The organism is Bifidobacterium oedipodis, assembly GCF_012932425.1.
Lineage (GTDB): Bacteria > Actinomycetota > Actinomycetes > Actinomycetales > Bifidobacteriaceae > Bifidobacterium > Bifidobacterium oedipodis.
This window is the reverse complement of sequence record NZ_JAAIII010000003.1, coordinates 197,663-215,590: the sequence shown is the minus strand read 5'-3', so window position 1 is coordinate 215,590 and position 17,928 is coordinate 197,663. Positions and strand designations below refer to the sequence as shown.

Here is a 17,928-nt window from a genome sequence, read left to right as displayed (position 1 = left end):
TGGCTCTCAGCGCATAGCGGACTTTGGTTTGGGTTCTACGTGTGTCGCTTATAATGTTCTCGATTTCGGCTTGCCCACGTTCGGTGGCGCGTCCGACCGCGAATTTTCGAGGAAAGAGTCAGCTTGCTGCACATTCAGAACATCTCCAAGCAATACAAAACCGGTGATTTCGTCCAACAGGCGTTGAACGATGTAAGCCTGAGCCTTAGGGACAGCGAGTTTGTCGCTATCCTCGGCCCTTCCGGCTCCGGAAAAACCACGCTGCTGAACATCATCGGCGGTCTCGACCGCTACGATTCCGGCGATTTGGTGATCAACGGCATCTCCACCAAGCAATACAAGGATCGCGACTGGGATTCCTACCGCAACCACACCATCGGGTTCGTGTTCCAAAGCTACAACCTGATTCCCCACCAAACCATCCTCTCCAACGTGGAGCTGGCACTGACCATTTCCGGTATATCGCGTTCCGAACGCCGTCAGCGCGCCCGCAAGGCACTGAAGCAGGTGGGGCTCGGCGAGCATATCAACAAGAAGCCAAACCAGCTATCCGGCGGCCAGATGCAGCGTGTGGCCATTGCCCGTGCGCTGGTTAACGATCCCGACATCGTGTTGGCCGACGAGCCGACCGGCGCGCTTGACTCCGACACCTCGGTGCAGATCATGGACCTGCTCAAGGAAGTGGCCAAGAATCGCCTGGTGGTGATGGTGACGCACAACCCCGAGTTGGCGCGCGAATATGCCACTCGTATCGTGGAGCTCAAAGACGGTGTGATTCGTTCCGACTCCGATCCTTTCGATCCGCAGTCGGCCGACGACGCCCACAGCAAGCCGGTGCATAAAACCATGGGCCGCGCCTCAATGTCGCTGGCCACATCGCTGGCGCTAAGTTTCAACAATCTGAAAACCAAGAAGGGGCGTACCTTCCTCACGGCATTCGCTGGATCCATCGGTATCATCGGCATCGCACTGATTATGTCCGTTTCGGCGGGCGTGAACGAATATATCGATTCGATACAGCGCGACACCATGACTGCCTACCCGATCACCATCGATGCGAAAACCTTTGATTTAAGCTCGCTGATGTCCGCCGGTCAGGAGGCCTCCGAGTCGCGCGGTGAAAAGCATGATTCCAAAGCGATTTATGCGGATGATTCCGCCGTTAAAGACGCGTCCACCATGACCAGTTCGATCACTGAGAATAACCTGAGCGCGTTCAAGAAATATTTGGATAAGAAGTCCAGTCCGATTCATGAATATGTTGGTTCCGCGGGCATCCAGTATTCGTATGACACGAAGTTCTCCGTGTATACGCACGATTCGGACGGCACTTTGGTAAGCGCCGACGGCGTGACAGTCGGTTCGTCCGGCTCGTCCAGCCAGTCGATGGCCTCGCAGATGGCCAGCGGCTCGCTGATGTCCACCGACACCTCCACCTTCACTTCCACGCGTATGAGCATGCTCACCGGCGAAACCGATCAGAATGCCGCGCCCAGCTCCTTCCATGAAATCATGCCCGACGCCGACGGCAAAACCATTAGCAAGGTTGTTACCGACAACTATGAAGTGGTCAACGGCACATGGCCTAAGTCCAGCGATGAAGTGGTGCTGGTACTTGACTCCAATAACGCGATGCCCATCACTACGTTGTATGAGCTGGGATTGAAGCCCGCGAGCGAATACCACGAAATGATGAATGCGCTGGATGCCGGCGACGATGTGGACACCAACACCAAAGCAATCGATTATTCCAAGGCTTTGAATCAGCAGCTGAGCCTGATTCCCGCATCCGACCAGTATGTGAAGGGCGATGATGGCCACTGGACCTACGTAGGTGACGATGCTGATCAGGTCGCCGATTTGGTGAACTCTGACAAGGCCATCAAGCTGAAGATCGTGGGTGTGGTCAAGCCGCATGCTGATGCTGATGCCACGCCGTTGGCCTCCGGCGTGGGTTACACGCGAGCCTTGACCGACGAGCTGATCGATCACACCGATGCCAGCGCCATCGTGGCCGACCAGAAGGCCGACGAAACTCACAATGTGCTCAACGGTATGGCCTTCTCGCCGTCCGACGATGCCACCAAGGCCGCTGATGCCAAGGAATACGTGGCTTCTTTAGGAGTTACGCAGAAGTCGCAGATGGCCAAGTCGCTAATGAGCGCATCTGCCGCCGCCCAGACCGGTACGGATACGGCGCAAGGAGATGCGGCCAATCAGGCCGCGATGATGGCGCAGATGAGCGAACAGCAGTTGGCCGACCAATTCGACGCGTATATCGCCACCGCTGACGAGGCGACTTTGGTGGCCATCTACAACCAGTACGTATCCACCGGCACTTACAACGACAACCTTTCCGCCTTCGGCGTGGTGAGTCGTGATGCGCCGAACTCGATCAACATCTACGTTGATTCCTTCGAAGACAAGGATCATATCGCCGACGCCATCGCCGACTACAACGCCACCGCCAGCAAGAAGGACACCATCACCTACACCGATTACGTCGGCTTGATGATGAGCTCGGTGACCACGATTATCAACGTGATCACCTACGTACTGATCGCTTTCGTGGCCGTCTCGCTGGTTGTTTCGTCGATTATGATCGGCATCATCACCTACATTTCCGTGCTGGAGCGCACCAAGGAAATCGGTATTCTGCGCGCCATGGGTGCCTCCAAGCGCAACGTATCCAACGTGTTCAATGCAGAAACCGGCATTATCGGCCTGCTGTCGGGCGTTCTGGGTGTGGGCATCACCATCGGGCTGAACTTCCCGATTAATGCGGTGCTGCACCATTTCATGGAAACCAATGAGGTTAATGCCTTCCTGCCATGGGGCAGCGCAGCCGTTCTGGTGATTCTCAGCGTGATCCTGACGCTGATTGGCGGTCTGATTCCTTCGCGTGGTGCCGCCAAGCAGGATCCGGCTACAGCGTTGCGCACCGAATAAGCCGAGCGGCGAGTAAACCGCGAGTAAGCCGACATGGCTGCAGACAGCAGGTGGCCCCGGGGAGACTATGTCACCCGGGGCCACCGCTATGGGGGAAGGAGGTTCACATTACGCCACTATCTTCTCTTGTCTGTTCACCTACGTTGTTGCCTGTTGTGTTATCTGTTGCCGATGGGGATTACCGGCTTCTTCGCCGTACTGCCTTGCCTCCTTCGGCACTTTTAAGTATAGCAGAATAATGCGCGACACTCCGAACTGGACTTTGTTGAAATGAGGTGTATAGTATTCCTCTGTTGTGCGAATTCAGTTCACTGAAGACATGCAACTATGGTGGCCATAGCTCAGTTGGTAGAGCATCTGATTGTGGTTCAGAAGGTCGCGCGTTCGAGCCGCGTTGGCCACCCCATCAAAACCCTCCCCATGTGGGAGGGTTTTCTTGTTTCCAAGCATGGATGCTTCGGCGGCCCGGCGAGTCGTTGTCCGGCGAGACGGTAATATAGACATTTGTGTGTGCCAACGGCATGCCTTATGTAACAGGCGTGCGGGTTGGGATATCCCGGGATTCGTATGATCGCGGCGCAGTAATGTGCAGGCGTGAGAATAACGGGCCATCGGGCCGGTGGACTGTGGCTATCTTTTCCGATTCGTCGGAGCGTGGGGCAACCTGCGTGAACGACAGGCTGGGAAAGTGTGGGCGCAGTGCGGCGGTCACACAAAGCTAAGAGAAACCACTGAATCGGAGAATTCAAGTTGCCTACTATTGAACAGCTCGTCCGCAAGGGACGTCAGGCAAAGCCGAAGAAGTCCAAGACTTTGGCCCTGAAGGGCAGCCCGCTGCGCCGCGGCGTGTGCACCCGTGTCTACACCACCACCCCGAAGAAGCCGAACTCGGCTCTGCGTAAGGTCGCTCGTGTGCGCCTGAGCTCGGGCATCGAAGTCACCGCCTACATTCCGGGCGAGGGCCACAACCTGCAGGAGCACTCCATCGTGCTCGTGCGCGGCGGCCGTGTCAAGGATCTGCCGGGTGTGCGTTACCACATCGTGCGTGGCGCGCTCGATACCCAGGGTGTTAAGGATCGTAAGCAGGGTCGTTCCCTGTACGGAGCAAAGAAGGCGAAGTAAGAGATATGTCACGTAAAGGACCTGCCAAGAAGCACGTCGTGCTGCCCGATCCGATCTACGGTTCCACCGTGGTGGCGCAGCTGATCAACAAGATCCTCCTCGACGGCAAGAAGTCGATCGCTGAGGACATCGTCTACTCCGCGCTCGATATGGTCAAGGAAAAGTCCGACCAGGAGCCGGTGGCCGTTCTCAAGCGCGCTCTGGACAACATCCGTCCGTCCCTTGAGGTGCGTTCCCGCCGCGTCGGTGGCGCTACCTACCAGGTGCCGGTCGAGGTCAAGCCGAACCGCGCCAACACCCTGTCCCTGCGCTGGCTGACCGACTTCTCCCGCGCTCGTCGCGAGAAGACCATGGCCGAGCGTCTGGCCAACGAGATCCTCGATGCCTCCAACGGCCTGGGCGCTTCCGTGAAGCGTCGTGAGGACACCCACAAGATGGCCGAGGCTAACAAGGCCTTCGCCCACTACCGCTGGTAGTCTGAAGTAGCCAAGCAAGCTCAACTTAGAGTTAAGGATTAACAATGGCTGAAGAGGTGCTTAAGGACCTTCACCACGTCCGCAATATCGGCATCATGGCCCACATCGATGCCGGCAAGACCACCACCACCGAGCGCATCCTGTTCTACACCGGTAAGAACTACAAGATCGGCGAAACCCACGACGGCGCTTCCACCATGGACTTCATGGCGCAGGAGCAGGAGCGTGGTATCACGATCCAGTCCGCCGCCACCACCTGCTTCTGGAGCCGTCAGTCTCACGACACCAAGGACAAGTTCCAGATCAACATCATCGATACCCCTGGCCACGTGGACTTCACGGCCGAGGTGGAGCGCTCCCTGCGCGTGCTCGATGGTGCCGTTGCCGTGTTCGACGGCAAGGAAGGCGTGGAGCCGCAGTCCGAAACCGTGTGGCGTCAGGCCGATAAGTACGGTGTTCCGCGTATCTGCTTCATCAACAAGATGGATAAGCTCGGCGCGAACTTCTACTACTCCGTCGACACCATCAAGGAGAAGCTCGGCGCCAAGCCGCTGGTTATGCAGCTGCCGATCGGTTCCGAGAACGACTTCACCGGCGTGGTCGATCTGGTCGAGATGAAGGCTTATGTCTGGAACGGCCTCGAGGAGCTCGGTGCCAAGTACGACACCACCGAGATCCCGGACGATCTGAAGGACAAGGCCGACGAATACCACGAGCAGCTGGTTGAGGCCGCTGCCGAGGCGAACGACGACCTGATGAACAAGTTCTTCGAGGACGGCGACCTGTCCAAGGAAGACATCCGCGCCGGCGTTCGCTCGCTGACCATCAACAAGGAAGCCTTCCCGGTCTTCTGCGGTTCCGCCTTCAAGGATAAGGGTGTTCAGCCCATGCTCGACGGTGTCGTTGACTACCTGCCGAGCCCGGAGGACGTGCCCGCCATCCAGGGCTTCGATCCGAAGGACGAGTCCATCGAGATCGACCGCAAGCCCACCAAGTCCGATCCGTTCTCGGCTCTGGTCTTCAAGATCTCCACCCATCCGTTCTACGGCAAGCTCGTGTTCGTGCGCGTCTACTCCGGTGCTGTCAAGCCCGGCGACTCCGTGCTCGACTCCACCCGCGAGAAGAAGGAACGCGTCGGCAAGATCTTCCAGATGCACGCCGACAAGGAGAACCCGGTGGAGGAGGCTTCCGCCGGCAACATCTACACCTTCGTGGGCCTCAAGAACGTCACCACCGGTGACACCCTGTGCGCCATCGACGCCCCGATCACCCTCAACTCCATGACCTTCCCGGATCCTGTGATCCAGGTGGCCGTGGAGCCGAAGACCAAGGCTGATCAGGAGAAGATGGGCATCGCCCTCGCCAAGCTCTCCGAAGAGGATCCGACCTTCCAGGTCACCACCGACGAAGAGTCCGGCCAGACTCTGATCGCCGGCATGGGCGAGCTCCAGCTCGACATCATTGTCGACCGTATGCGTCGCGAGTTCAAGGTGGAGTGCAACCAGGGCAAGCCGCAGGTGTCCTACCGCGAGACCATCCGCAAGGCCGTCATCGACCAGGGCTACACCCACAAGAAGCAGACCGGTGGTTCCGGCCAGTTCGCAAAGGTCCTCATGGACTTCGAACCGCTCGACACCACCGAGGGCAAGACCTTCGAGTTCGAGAACGTTGTCACCGGTGGCCACATCTCCGGCGAATTCATCGGCCCCATCGAGGCCGGTGTCAAGGAAGCCATGGAATCCGGTATCCTCGCCGGCTTCCCGGTTGTGGGCGTCAAGGCCGTCATCAAGGATGGCCAGATGCACCCGGTCGATTCCTCCGAAATGGCCTTCAAGCTGGCAGGCTCCATGTGCTTCAAGGAAGCTGCCCCCAAGGCCAAGCCGGTTATCCTCGAACCTATTATGAAGGTCGAGGTTCGTACTCCGGAGGAGTACATGGGCGATGTCATCGGCGATCTGAACCAGCGCCGCGGCAACATCACCTCGATGACCGACGGCGTCGGCGTCAAGGTGATTGATGCCAAGGTCCCGCTGGCTGAGATGTTCGGCTACATCGGCGACCTGCGTTCCAAGACCCAGGGCCGCGCCGTGTTCACCATGGAGATGGATTCCTACGATGAGGTGCCGAAGAGCGTCTCCGAGGAGATCATCAAGGCCGCCCGCGGCGAGTGACACGCGCCACAAGCATAAACTAGCGCCAGTCTTCAGTCAGCGGTAACATCGTGTACTGCTGACTGGGTTCTGGCGCGTTATGCGGCACATAACCCAGAAACCCAGTAGAATAGAGCGAGTGCCTCGTGCGATAGGGCACGAGGGAACTCACGAGACGTCCAGGAGGACAACACATGGCAAAGGAAAAGTACGAGCGTACTAAGCCGCACGTTAACATTGGTACCATCGGCCACGTCGATCACGGTAAGACCACCCTGACCGCCGCCATCTCCAAGGTGCTCCACGAGGAGTTCCCGGATGTGAACCCGGAGTACGACTTCAACCAGATCGATTCCGCTCCGGAAGAGGCCGCTCGCGGTATCACCATCAACATCGCCCACATCGAGTACCAGACCGAGGCGCGTCACTACGCTCACGTCGACTGCCCGGGCCACGCCGACTTCGTGAAGAACATGATCACCGGTGCTGCCCAGATGGATGGCGCTATCCTCGTTGTGGCCGCCACCGACGGCCCGATGGCCCAGACTCGCGAGCACGTGCTGCTCGCCCGTCAGGTGGGTGTGCCGAAGATCCTCGTCGCCCTGAACAAGTGCGATATGGTCGACGATGAGGAGCTCATCGAGCTCGTCGAAGAAGAGGTTCGCGACCTCCTCGACGAGAACGGCTTCGATCGTGACTGCCCGGTCATCCACCTGTCCGCTTACGGCGCTCTGCACGATGACGCCCCGGATCACGAGAAGTGGGTTGAGCAGGTCAAGAAGCTCATGGCCGCCGTCGACGAGTACATCCCGACCCCGGTTCACGATCTCGACAAGCCGTTCCTGATGCCGATCGAGGACGTGTTCACCATCTCCGGCCGTGGCACCGTGGTGACCGGCCGTGTGGAGCGTGGCCAGCTGGCCGTCAACTCCCCGGTCGAGATCGTCGGTATCCGTCCGACCCAGAACACCACCGTCACCTCCATCGAGACCTTCCACAAGACGATGGACTCCTGCGAGGCTGGCGATAACACCGGTCTGCTGCTGCGCGGTATCAACCGTACCGACGTCGAGCGTGGTCAGGTTCTGGCCAAGCCGGGCACCGTCACCCCGCACACCAAGTTCGAGGGCGAAGTCTACGTGCTGACCAAGGACGAAGGCGGCCGTCACTCGCCGTTCTTCTCCAACTACCGTCCGCAGTTCTACTTCCGCACCACCGACGTCACCGGCGTCATCGAGCTGCCGGAAGGCGTCGAGATGATCCAGCCGGGCGATCACGCCACCTTCACCGTTGAGCTGATCCAGCCCATCGCTATGGAGGAAGGCCTGACCTTCGCTGTGCGCGAGGGTGGCCACACCGTCGGCTCCGGCCGTGTCACCAAGATCCTCGCCTGATTTCATCAGTGAAGATCTGACACGCGCTAGAACATAGCGTTCACGAAACCCCAGTCCACCCGGGCTGGGGTTTCGTCGTAATTGGTATTATGACAGATATTTGCTTGATACTTTTGGTTGTTTTGGCTGTTTTGGTCGTTTTCTGATATTCTGGTTATTAGATTGAACTGAAAGGAGACGGCCATGACGATGCCCGCCATTGTTATGCCACAGGATGCCAGTGAGTTGGATGATCGTCTCTATGAAACAGGGGCTGGTGATGCTCAGGTCATCATTCCTCGAGATGATCAGAATGACACAAGTGAATTGGAACGTATCACCACTGAATTGTTGCGCGGCAAATTACGGTTGGTTGATGAAGACGGCGAAGAGATAAGGCTTGGAGAAGAAGTACGTGAGGCATTTGCCGCAGTGACAAAGATCTTGAATTCGGGGAATGCGGTATCGATTAAGCCTGAGCGTAGAATGCTGAGCACTTCGGCAGCAGCGGAACTGTTAGGAGTGTCGAGACAGACGATGATCAGGTTGTTGGATAAAGGGGAGATTCCCTATACTCGGCCATCGAATCATCGCCGTGTGGCGCTGGAAGATGTTATGCGATATCAAACGGAGTGTCGTCGTAGTCGGATTGGAAGCATTAACGCCTTACACGAAGTTCAAGAATCATTTGCCGGCGTTGCGGAGAATATCGGTGTGCAATCTGAACAAGATGTGCAGGCTTTGGTTGATGAACTAAGACACGAACGTCGGTGAGTGCGATGCGTATCCTCGTCGACACCAACGTATTGTTCTCGGCGATACTCTTTCCGGAAGGTATCGTCTCAAAAGTTTTGGAAGCCGTCATCGAGCAATTTGATATTGTGCTCTGTCAACAGAGCATCGATGAACTTATGAGGATTGTGGAAAACAAGGCGCCTGCGCAACGGTATGTGGTTGAACGTTTCCTCGCAGGTTTGCACTATGAGCATATTCCTGCAGTGAAGCAAATCGTCATCGCAATACGAGATGATGCAGATCAGCCAATTCTGAATGCCGCAATTGCGTACGATGTGGATGTGATCTTCACTGGGGATAAGGATTTTCTATCGCTGGGTCTGGAACGTCCACGTTGCCTGAATGCATCGCAATTGCTGACGGTTTTGATGCGTGATGCCGCGTCTGCAATCGGCGAATCAGGGAATGGGCCGGCTGAAGACGATGAATTCTAGGGGATATGGCATAATTGGCAAGGCATTTTTTGCAGGTCGGCCCTTAAGGGCCAGAATAATGAAGGTGACTTACCGTGGCACAGACTACCAATGACATCAAGAACGGATCCGTACTGAACCTCGACGGCCAGCTGTGGACCGTGATCAAGTTCCAGCACGTCAAGCCGGGCAAGGGCCCTGCCTTCGTGCGTACCACCATCAAGAACGTGCTCTCGGGCAAGATCGTCGACAAGACCTTCAACGCCGGCATGAAGATGGAATTCGAAACCGTTGACAACCGCACGTTGCAGTACTCCTACGAGGACGGCGACAACTTCGTGTTCATGGACATGACCACCTACGACCAGATCATGGTTCCCAAGAGCCTCGTGGGCGATCAGGCCAAGTACCTGCTCGAAGGCACCGACTGCATCGTGTCCTTCCACGATGGCACCCCGCTGTCCGTCGAACTGCCGGGCTCTGTGGTGCTGACCATCACCCACACTGAGCCGGGTCTGCAGGGCAACCGCTCCAACGCCGGCACCAAGCCCGCCACCGTGGAAACCGGTGCCGAGATTCAGGTGCCGCTGTTCATCAACGAGGGCGACCGCGTCAAGATCAACACCACCGACGGTTCCTACACCGGCCGCGAGAACTGATTATTCCCGCCCAAACGCGTAGAAATCTACGTAACTAACGGATTGTAAGCGACTAGCGACGTAAAGGAACAGGTAAGCGAATGGCACGATCCACCGCCCGCAAGCGCGCGTTGAACACCCTGTATGAAGCTGACGAAAAGGGACAGGATATTCTTTCCCTGCTTGATGAGCGCATCGCTGAGCCGGGTGCCCAGACTCCGCTTCCCGACTATGCCATCGAAATCGTGCGTGGCGTGGCCGAGCATCGGCGCGATATTGACACCGCCCTGAACGAGCATTCCACGGGTTGGAAGGTTCGTCGTATGGGCGTGGTGGATCGTAACATTCTGCGCATCGCCACGTGGGAAATCCTGTTCAATGAGGAGATTCCCGATAAAGTCGCTATCGACGAAGCACTGGGGTTGGCTAAAACCCTGTGCGATGATGACAGCCCTGCGTTCATCCACGGGCTGCTCTCCGCTATTTGCGTGGATAAGGAGCGGCCGATCGACGACGACGTGAAGCCAGTTGAGCCTGTCGCTGTTGAGCCGTCCGTCCCCGCAACCGCTGCTGCCGAGCCGGCGGACGAATAGTCATTGTTGTTGCCTCCCCATTCGGGAGGCATTTTTTTGGGTCGAACCGCAACGCGCCACCTGATGCGGACGGGCCCGCAATGTTAACCTTTACAAAGGAATACCTTCACGAGAATTAAGGGGTTTTGGTGAGCCAGACAATTCCGCAGTATGACCGGGACGATGCCGTTCTCGTTCTGGAAGACGGACAGGTATATGTAGGGGAGCCCTACGGTGCCCTTGGCGAGACGACCGGTGAGATCGTATTTGCCACCGCAATGACCGGGTACCAGGAGACGCTCACCGATCCGAGCTACGACCGTCAGATTGTGGTGCAGACGTTCCCGCACATCGGTGATACGGGCGTCAACAGCGAGGATCCCGAATCCTCGCGCATTTGGGTTGCCGGCTATATTGTGCGCGACCCCAGCCCGAACGTCAGCAACTGGCGTGCCGAGGGCAGCTTGGACGATGATCTGAAGAAAAACGAGATCGTCGGCCTGAGCCATATCGATACGCGTAAGCTGGTGCGTCACCTGCGCTCCGCCGGCGTGATGCGCGCCGGTATCTTCTCCGGCGATGCACTGGTCGATGCCGCAACCGGCGCTCTGAAAACCATCGACCAGCTGATGGACGTGGTCAAGAGCACCCCGCAGATGGCGGGCCTGAGCCTGTACGACGAGGTGTCCACCAAGGAGACCTACACCATCGAGCCGTGCGGCGAATTTGAGGGCAAGGAGCCGCTGTACACCGTGGCTGCCGTGGATCTTGGCATCAAGGGCATGACTCCGCATCGTATGGCCGAACGCGGCTGCCGCGTGCATGTGGTTCCCTCCACCGTCACCTTCCAGGAGATTCAGGATCTTAACCCGGACGGCGTTTTCTTCTCCAACGGCCCGGGCGACCCGGGTGAGGCCGACCAGATCGTCGATCTGCTGCGCCAGGTGCTGGACGCCGGCTATCCGTATTTCGGCATCTGCTTCGGCAACCAGATTTTCGGACGCGCACTTGGCTTCGGCACCTACAAGCTGAAGTTCGGCCACCGCGGCATTAACCAGCCCGTCAAGGATCTGACCACCGGCAAGGTGGAGGTCACCGCCCACAACCACGGCTTCGCAGTGGATGCCCCGATCGGCGAGACTGTTGAGGCACCCTACGACAACGGCAAGTACGGCAAGGTGTTCGTCAGCCACATCGATCTGAACGATGATGTGGTCGAAGGCCTGCAGTGCATGGACATCCCCGCGTTCTCCGTGCAGTACCACCCGGAGGCCGCCGCAGGCCCGCACGACGCCGCCTATCTGTTCGACCGTTTCTGCGAACTTATGAAGAACAATCCCCGCACTGGCAAGGAAGGTAAGTAAGAGATGCCGAAGCGCACTGACATCAAATCCGTGATGGTCATCGGCTCCGGCCCGATCGTCATTGGTCAGGCCGCCGAGTTCGACTATTCGGGCACCCAGGCATGCCGCGTGCTGCGTGAGGAAGGCATCCGCGTCATCCTCGTCAACTCCAACCCGGCCACCATCATGACCGACCCGGAGATGGCCGACGCCACCTACATCGAGCCGATCGCCACGCCGATCTTGGAACAGATCATTGCCAAGGAACGCCCCGACGCGCTGCTGCCCACCCTTGGTGGCCAGACCGCATTGAACGCCGCCATGGCGTTGGGCGAGGCCGGCGTGCTCAAGAAGTACAACGTCGAGCTGATCGGCGCTTCGCTGGAAGCCATCGACCGCGGCGAGGATCGCGAGCTGTTCAAGAAGGTCGTGGATGAGGCCGGTGCCGAATCCGCTCGCTCGCGTATCGCCCACTCGCTTGAAGAGTGCGATCGTATTGCCGACGAGCTCGGCTACCCGCTGGTCGTGCGCCCGAGCTTCACCATGGGCGGCCTTGGTTCCGGCATCGCCCATGACGAAGAGGAACTGCACCGTATCGCCGGCGCTGGCATCCACTATTCACCCACCGACGAGGTGCTGATCGAAGAGGGCATCGAAGGCTGGAAGGAATTCGAGCTCGAGCTGATGCGCGATCGCAACGACAATGTCGTGGTCGTTTGCCCGATCGAAAACGTCGATCCGGTCGGCGTGCACACCGGCGACTCGATCACCGTGGCCCCCTGCTTCACCCTAACCGACCGCGAATACCAGAAGCTGCGTGACATCGGCATCGCCATCATCCGTGGCGTGGGCGTTGACACCGGCGGCTGCAACATCCAGTTCGCCATCCACCCGGACACAGGTCGCATCATCGTTATCGAAATGAACCCGCGCGTAAGCCGTTCCTCTGCACTGGCTTCCAAGGCCACCGGCTTCCCGATCGCCAAGATCGCCACCAAGCTGGCCCTCGGCTACACGCTCGACGAGATTCGCAACGACATCACCCAGTCCACTCCGGCCTCCTTCGAGCCGACCATCGACTACGTGGTCACCAAGGTGCCGCGCTTCGCCTTCGAAAAGTTCCCCGGTGCCGATCCGACACTGACGACCTCCATGAAGTCCGTGGGCGAGGCCATGGCTCTGGGCGGTAACTTCCAGGAGTCGCTGGGCAAGGCCATGCGCTCCATCGACAAGCGCCACATGGGCTTCAACTGGGATGGCGACAAGCCCTCCGCCGCTGAAGTGGACGAGTTGCTCAAGGCCATCCATGTGCCCACCGAGAACCGTTATCTCGAACTCATGCGCGCCATTTGGGGCGGTGCCACCATCGAGCAGTTGTATGCAGCCACCAAGATCGACCCGTGGTTCCTGAAGCAACTCACGCTGATCAACGAAATGGCCGCCGAAGTGCGCGCAGCCGAGAACCTGACGCCGAAGCTGCTCAAGAAGGCGAAGCTCGCCGGCTTGTCCGATCTGCAGATCGCGCATCTGCGCGACCTTGGCGACGAGGGCGAAAACACCGTGCGCCAGCTGCGTTGGAACTACGGCATTCGCCCGGTCTACAAGACCGTGGATACCTGCGCCGCCGAATTCGACGCGGCCACGCCGTACTACTACTCCTGCTACGCCGACGAAACCGAGCTGAAGCCGCGCGAGCGCGAAGCCGTGATCATCCTCGGCTCCGGCCCGAACCGCATCGGTCAGGGCATCGAGTTCGACTACACCTGCGTGCACGCAGTGCAGGAGCTCGGCAAAGACTATGACACGATCATGGTCAACTGCAACCCCGAAACCGTCTCCACCGATTACGACATCTCCAACCGCCTGTATTTCGAGCCGCTTACCTTCGAAGACGTGCTCGAAATCTACGAGGCCGAGAAGAAGATGGGCCCCGTCAAGGGCGTGATCGTGCAGCTTGGCGGCCAGACGCCGCTGTCGCTTGCCGCGCGCCTCAAGGCCGCCGGTGTGCCGATTCTGGGCACCACTCCGGAATCCATCGACTTGGCCGAAAACCGCGAGCTGTTCGGCGAGGTGCTGAAGAAGGCCGAAATGAACGCGCCGCGCTACGGCACAGCCCTGAGCCTGGAAGAGGCCATGGACGCCGCCCATCGCATCGGCTACCCGGTGCTGGTGCGCCCGAGCTATGTGCTCGGCGGCCGCGGCATGGAAATCGTCTACGACGACAAGCAGCTGACCAAGTATGTGGAGCGTGCTCTTGCCGAAGCCCAGGCTGATACGGTTGTTTCCGGCCGTCTGCCCTCCCCGCTGCTGATTGACAAGTTCCTGCAGGACGCCATCGAAATCGACGTGGACGCCCTGTTTGACGGTAAGGAACTGTATATCGGCGGCATTATGGAACACGTCGAAGAGGCCGGCGTCCACTCCGGTGACGCGGCCTGCACCCTGCCGCCTTCGACCCTGTCCGACGATCAGATTCGCCGCCTGCGCGAAGGCACCTACGCCATCGCCAAGGGCTGCCACGTGCAGGGCCTGATTAACGTGCAGTATGCCTTCATGGCCAACACCCTGTACGTGATCGAAGCCAACCCGCGTGCCTCGCGTACCGTGCCGTTCGCTTCCAAGGCCACCGGCGTGGCACTGGCCAAGGCAGCCGCCCGTATTATGGCGGGGGAGACCATCGCCGACCAGCGTGCCAACGGTCTGCTGCTGCCCAAGGGCGACGGTGGCGTGATGCACCGCGGCCAGCAGGTTGCCGTCAAGGAATCCGTGATGCCGTTCAAGCGTTTCCGCACGCCTGTGGGCAAAACCGTGGACATTCTGCTCGGCCCTGAGATGCGCTCCACCGGCGAGGTCATGGGCTTCGACCGTGACTTCCCGCACGCCTTCGCCAAGAGCCAGCTGGCCGCCTACGAAGGTGGCCTGCCGACCAGCGGCAACGTGTTCATTTCGGTGAACGACACTGACAAGCGTTCCCTGCCGCTGATCGCCGTGCGTCTGAACGAACTCGGCTTCAACATCTGGGCCACCGAAGGCACCGCCTCCGTGCTGCGCCGCTACGGCATCGAGTCCAATATCGTCGACAAGATTTCGACGCGCGTGGACACCGATCCTCAGGCACCGGTGGAAGTGCGTCACGCCGAAGGCTCTGTGGGCAAGAATGTGGTCGAGCTCATCGAAGACGGCAAGATTGACATGATTCTCAACACGCCGAACTCCCGTGGCTCGCGTTCCGACGGCTACTCCATCCGCGCAGCCGCCATCACCGCCGATCTGCCGCAGTTCACCACCGTGACTGAGTTCCAGGCCGCACTGCTGGCTATCGAGGCTGTGAAGCATAATGATTATCAGATCATGAGCATCCAGGATCATTCGAAGCAGCTGTTCGAATTGGAGCGACAGGAGTTCTGATGAGCACACCCAGCAGTGAGGAATTGCAAGCCCAGCGGTCGGATTTCGGATTGCGTTTAAGCAATTCGATGGCCAAATATGGACCTTTGTGTATTGGTATCGACCCGCATCGCAAGCTTCTCACTGACTGGGGCTATAACGTGGATGCCGAAGGTGCCGAGCTCTTCGCCATGTGCATGCTGCAGGCCGCCAATGGCCGTGCGGCAGCGGTGAAGTTCCAGGCACCGATGTTCGAGCGCTACGGATCCAAAGGATTCGAAGCGCTCGAACGAGTGCTCTACGCTGCCCGTCAAATGGGCATTATCACCATCGTGGATTGTCTGCACGGCGGACTGTCCACCACTATTTCGGCCATTGCAGACGCCTACTTCAAACCAGGCGCGCCACTGCTGGCCGATGCGATCACGCTGCTGCCGTATTATGGCGCGCGTTCGCTGAACAATCTGATTGACGATGCGCTGGCCAACGGGCGCGGCGTATTCGTGGCTTCCCTGACTTCCAACCCTGAAGGATTGAGCCTGCAGACTGCCATCCGCCAGCACGGCGAATACAAGGGGCGCACTGTAGCCTACGGCATCGCTTCCACCGCGCAGAAGCATAATATCGGCATTGAAGGCATGGGATCTGTGGGGCTGATTATCGGCGCGACCATCGGCCAGTGGATGAACGATTCAGGTATGAACCTGTCGCAATTCACCGGTCCGATTCTGTCCCCGGGCTACGGCTGGCAGGGCGCGGAAGCCAAGGATCTGAAAACCGTATTCAAGGGCACCCGAGGCAATGTGCTGGTCACGGTGTCGCGATTCATTGCCTCCCACGGCCCGGATATTTCCGCACTGAGCCAGGCCACCGAATCCATTGCGCTTGATGTGCGTCAGGCTCTGATGGATGCCACTTCCGAAAGCATTCCTACTAATGACTGATAACGCTAGCCATATCGCAAAAAACCGTCTGATTGTGCTGACAGGTCCCACCGCCGTGGGCAAAGGCACCGTCGAAGCCGCACTGCGTGCCAAGCATCCTGAAGTGTGGGTGTCGGTTTCAGCTACCACCCGCCAGCCGCGCCCCGGTGAAATCAATGGCGAAACCTATTGGTTCTTGTCCGAAGACGAGTTCCTGCGCCGCCAAGCTGCCGGCGAGTTCCTGGAAACCGCCGTGGTACATGGCATGGCACACTACGGCACCCTGATCAAGCCGGTAGAAGAGCATCTGGCTGCCGGCGTGCCCACCATTCTGGAAATTGATTTGCAAGGTGCACGTCGTGTTAAGGAACGTGCCAGCGAACTGGGCCTTGACGTGGTCTATGTGTTTATCGCGCCGCCTAGCTTCGAGGAGCTCAAGCGCCGTCTGATCGGCCGTGGCACCGAAACCCCAGAGCAGCAAGAGCGCAGGCTCGAAACCGCCAAGGTGGAGCTTGCTGCTGAAAACGAATTCGATGTGACTATCGTCAACACCACCGTTGAACAGGCGGCCCAGGATTTGTGGCAGGTTATTGCCAAAGAATACGGCATCGACGCATAATCACTTGTTCGGGCTGCTGTCAGCAGACATGCAGAATCATGGTGTGGACAATGGCCAAGCAATGACAGGAGTCGAGGCTACACTCGTCATTTGTTGTGTTCGTTAATAAAATGCACGAGGAAACCATGCATCATGCTGCGTTTTATCCCCATCGGGTGTGGTCTTATCGTTATGTGCGCATAATTGCGCTTGTGGCAGTTGTCGCGCTGGTATTGGCTATTGCGTCAATTCGATATACCGTGCATAGAGATGATAGTTATGGCAGACTCTGAGTCTGACGTAGCTACTGCCATAGCAGAGCATGCTCCCGTCGACCTAACGCGGCAAACCACACCACAGCCGGTCGCGCTCACTACAAACGCCTTGCATAGCATCAGTGCTGTTGATGGTTCCGCGCGTATTGCCACCTATGGGTTCAATCTGGACGACCAATCAGCACAGGCACTGGATCAGGAATTAAGTCTGATTGAATCATACGGATATACGGCAGGCTTCGTGCTGGTGGATATGGCGTCCGGCAATGTACTAGCCTCCAACGCCGATGCTGTGCTGTACTCGGCTTCTAGCGTGAAAGCGCCGTATATCATGTCGCTGGCTGCCAGTGGCACCATTGATTTGGATGCTGTCAGCGCAGCAGCCGACGTGCAATCGCAATGGGACAACACGTTAATCAATCAGATTCTTACGGTATCTGATAATGATGCTTATCTGCAGCTGCGCACCGCGTATGGCGACGACGCATTTGCTTGGTGGGCCAAGCAGGCTGGCGTCACCACTGATGTGACGCAGGATATCTATCTGAACTACACCGCTGAGGATTTGGCCCGTCTGTGGGTGGAAGGGTACGGCTACCTGTTTTTGGGTGAGCATGGCGATACCAGCACTGCTACGCCTGAAGCCCGGCAGTGGCTGGCTGATGAGATGATTGGTTCGATTGGATCCGTCACTTATCAGGCGTTGGGCAGCACTGCCACCGTCCATTCCAAGGCCGGATATATCAGTGGGCAGGGTGGCTTGTATGCGTTGGATGATGGTGCCATTGTGCAATCTAGTTCCGGCGATTACGTGCTCGCGATATTAAGCAATGCAGCCGACGAATACGATTTGCTGGCTGGCTTGGTGTCTACGCTTGACAACATTCATGCCACTGCGATGTGAGTTGTACAGT

General features: G+C 58.3%; 14 protein-coding genes and 1 tRNA gene. All 15 read left to right on the top strand.

What is annotated here, in order from left to right:
• Positions 1 to 123: 123 nt before the first annotated feature.
• The 15 genes from G1C95_RS06020 to G1C95_RS05950 all read left to right on the top strand — a co-directional run bounded on the left by G1C95_RS06020 (position 124) and on the right by G1C95_RS05950 (position 17,918).
• Positions 124 to 2,949 carry an ABC transporter ATP-binding protein/permease gene (locus G1C95_RS06020; RefSeq protein ID WP_169172064.1) on the top strand — a complete coding sequence of 942 codons (2,826 nt, stop codon included), beginning with the start codon at positions 124 to 126 and terminating at the stop codon, positions 2,947 to 2,949.
• Between the two features lie 330 nt (positions 2,950 to 3,279).
• Positions 3,280 to 3,355, top strand: a tRNA-His gene (locus G1C95_RS06015).
• Between the two features lie 344 nt (positions 3,356 to 3,699).
• Positions 3,700 to 4,071, top strand: coding sequence for a 30S ribosomal protein S12 (gene rpsL / locus G1C95_RS06010; protein WP_003813881.1), 372 nt, complete (start codon positions 3,700 to 3,702; stop codon positions 4,069 to 4,071).
• Positions 4,072 to 4,076: 5 nt separating this feature from the next.
• The gene (gene rpsG, locus G1C95_RS06005; RefSeq protein ID WP_169172063.1) at positions 4,077 to 4,547 is read left to right on the top strand and encodes a 30S ribosomal protein S7; all 471 of its coding nucleotides are present in this window, start codon (positions 4,077 to 4,079) and stop codon (positions 4,545 to 4,547) included.
• 44 nt (positions 4,548 to 4,591) lie between these two features.
• Positions 4,592 to 6,718: an elongation factor G gene (fusA, locus tag G1C95_RS06000; protein WP_169172062.1), complete on the top strand. Its 2,127-nt coding sequence runs from the start codon at positions 4,592 to 4,594 to the stop codon at positions 6,716 to 6,718.
• 173 nt (positions 6,719 to 6,891) lie between these two features.
• Complete coding sequence (gene tuf / locus G1C95_RS05995) at positions 6,892 to 8,091, top strand: elongation factor Tu (RefSeq protein ID WP_169172061.1); 1,200 nt, start codon at positions 6,892 to 6,894, stop codon at positions 8,089 to 8,091.
• Between the two features lie 183 nt (positions 8,092 to 8,274).
• A complete protein-coding gene (locus G1C95_RS05990; RefSeq protein WP_169172060.1) occupies positions 8,275 to 8,844 on the top strand; it encodes a helix-turn-helix domain-containing protein in 570 nt (189 codons plus the stop codon).
• A gap of 5 nt (positions 8,845 to 8,849) precedes the next feature.
• On the top strand, positions 8,850 to 9,299 hold the full coding sequence (locus G1C95_RS05985) for a putative toxin-antitoxin system toxin component, PIN family (protein ID WP_169172059.1): 450 nt from the start codon (positions 8,850 to 8,852) through the stop codon (positions 9,297 to 9,299).
• 74 nt (positions 9,300 to 9,373) lie between these two features.
• Positions 9,374 to 9,937, top strand: coding sequence for an elongation factor P (efp, locus tag G1C95_RS05980; RefSeq protein ID WP_169172058.1), 564 nt, complete (start codon positions 9,374 to 9,376; stop codon positions 9,935 to 9,937).
• A gap of 80 nt (positions 9,938 to 10,017) precedes the next feature.
• Entirely contained in the window at positions 10,018 to 10,509 is a 492-nt protein-coding gene (gene nusB / locus G1C95_RS05975) for a transcription antitermination factor NusB (RefSeq protein WP_169172057.1), read from the top strand.
• A 128-nt stretch (positions 10,510 to 10,637) separates the two neighbouring features.
• Positions 10,638 to 11,852: a glutamine-hydrolyzing carbamoyl-phosphate synthase small subunit gene (carA, locus tag G1C95_RS05970; RefSeq protein WP_417852260.1), complete on the top strand. Its 1,215-nt coding sequence runs from the start codon at positions 10,638 to 10,640 to the stop codon at positions 11,850 to 11,852.
• Positions 11,853 to 11,855: 3 nt separating this feature from the next.
• Positions 11,856 to 15,239 carry a carbamoyl-phosphate synthase large subunit gene (carB, locus tag G1C95_RS05965; protein ID WP_169172055.1) on the top strand — a complete coding sequence of 1,128 codons (3,384 nt, stop codon included), beginning with the start codon at positions 11,856 to 11,858 and terminating at the stop codon, positions 15,237 to 15,239.
• A complete protein-coding gene (pyrF, locus tag G1C95_RS05960; protein WP_169172054.1) occupies positions 15,239 to 16,162 on the top strand; it encodes an orotidine-5'-phosphate decarboxylase in 924 nt (307 codons plus the stop codon). The genes carB and pyrF overlap by 1 nt, the downstream gene beginning before the upstream one ends.
• Complete coding sequence (gene gmk, locus G1C95_RS05955) at positions 16,155 to 16,760, top strand: guanylate kinase (protein ID WP_169172053.1); 606 nt, start codon at positions 16,155 to 16,157, stop codon at positions 16,758 to 16,760. Before pyrF ends, gmk begins: the two co-directional genes overlap by 8 nt.
• A 258-nt stretch (positions 16,761 to 17,018) precedes the next feature.
• Complete coding sequence (locus G1C95_RS05950) at positions 17,019 to 17,918, top strand: serine hydrolase (protein WP_169172052.1); 900 nt, start codon at positions 17,019 to 17,021, stop codon at positions 17,916 to 17,918.
• Positions 17,919 to 17,928 lie beyond the last annotated feature (10 nt).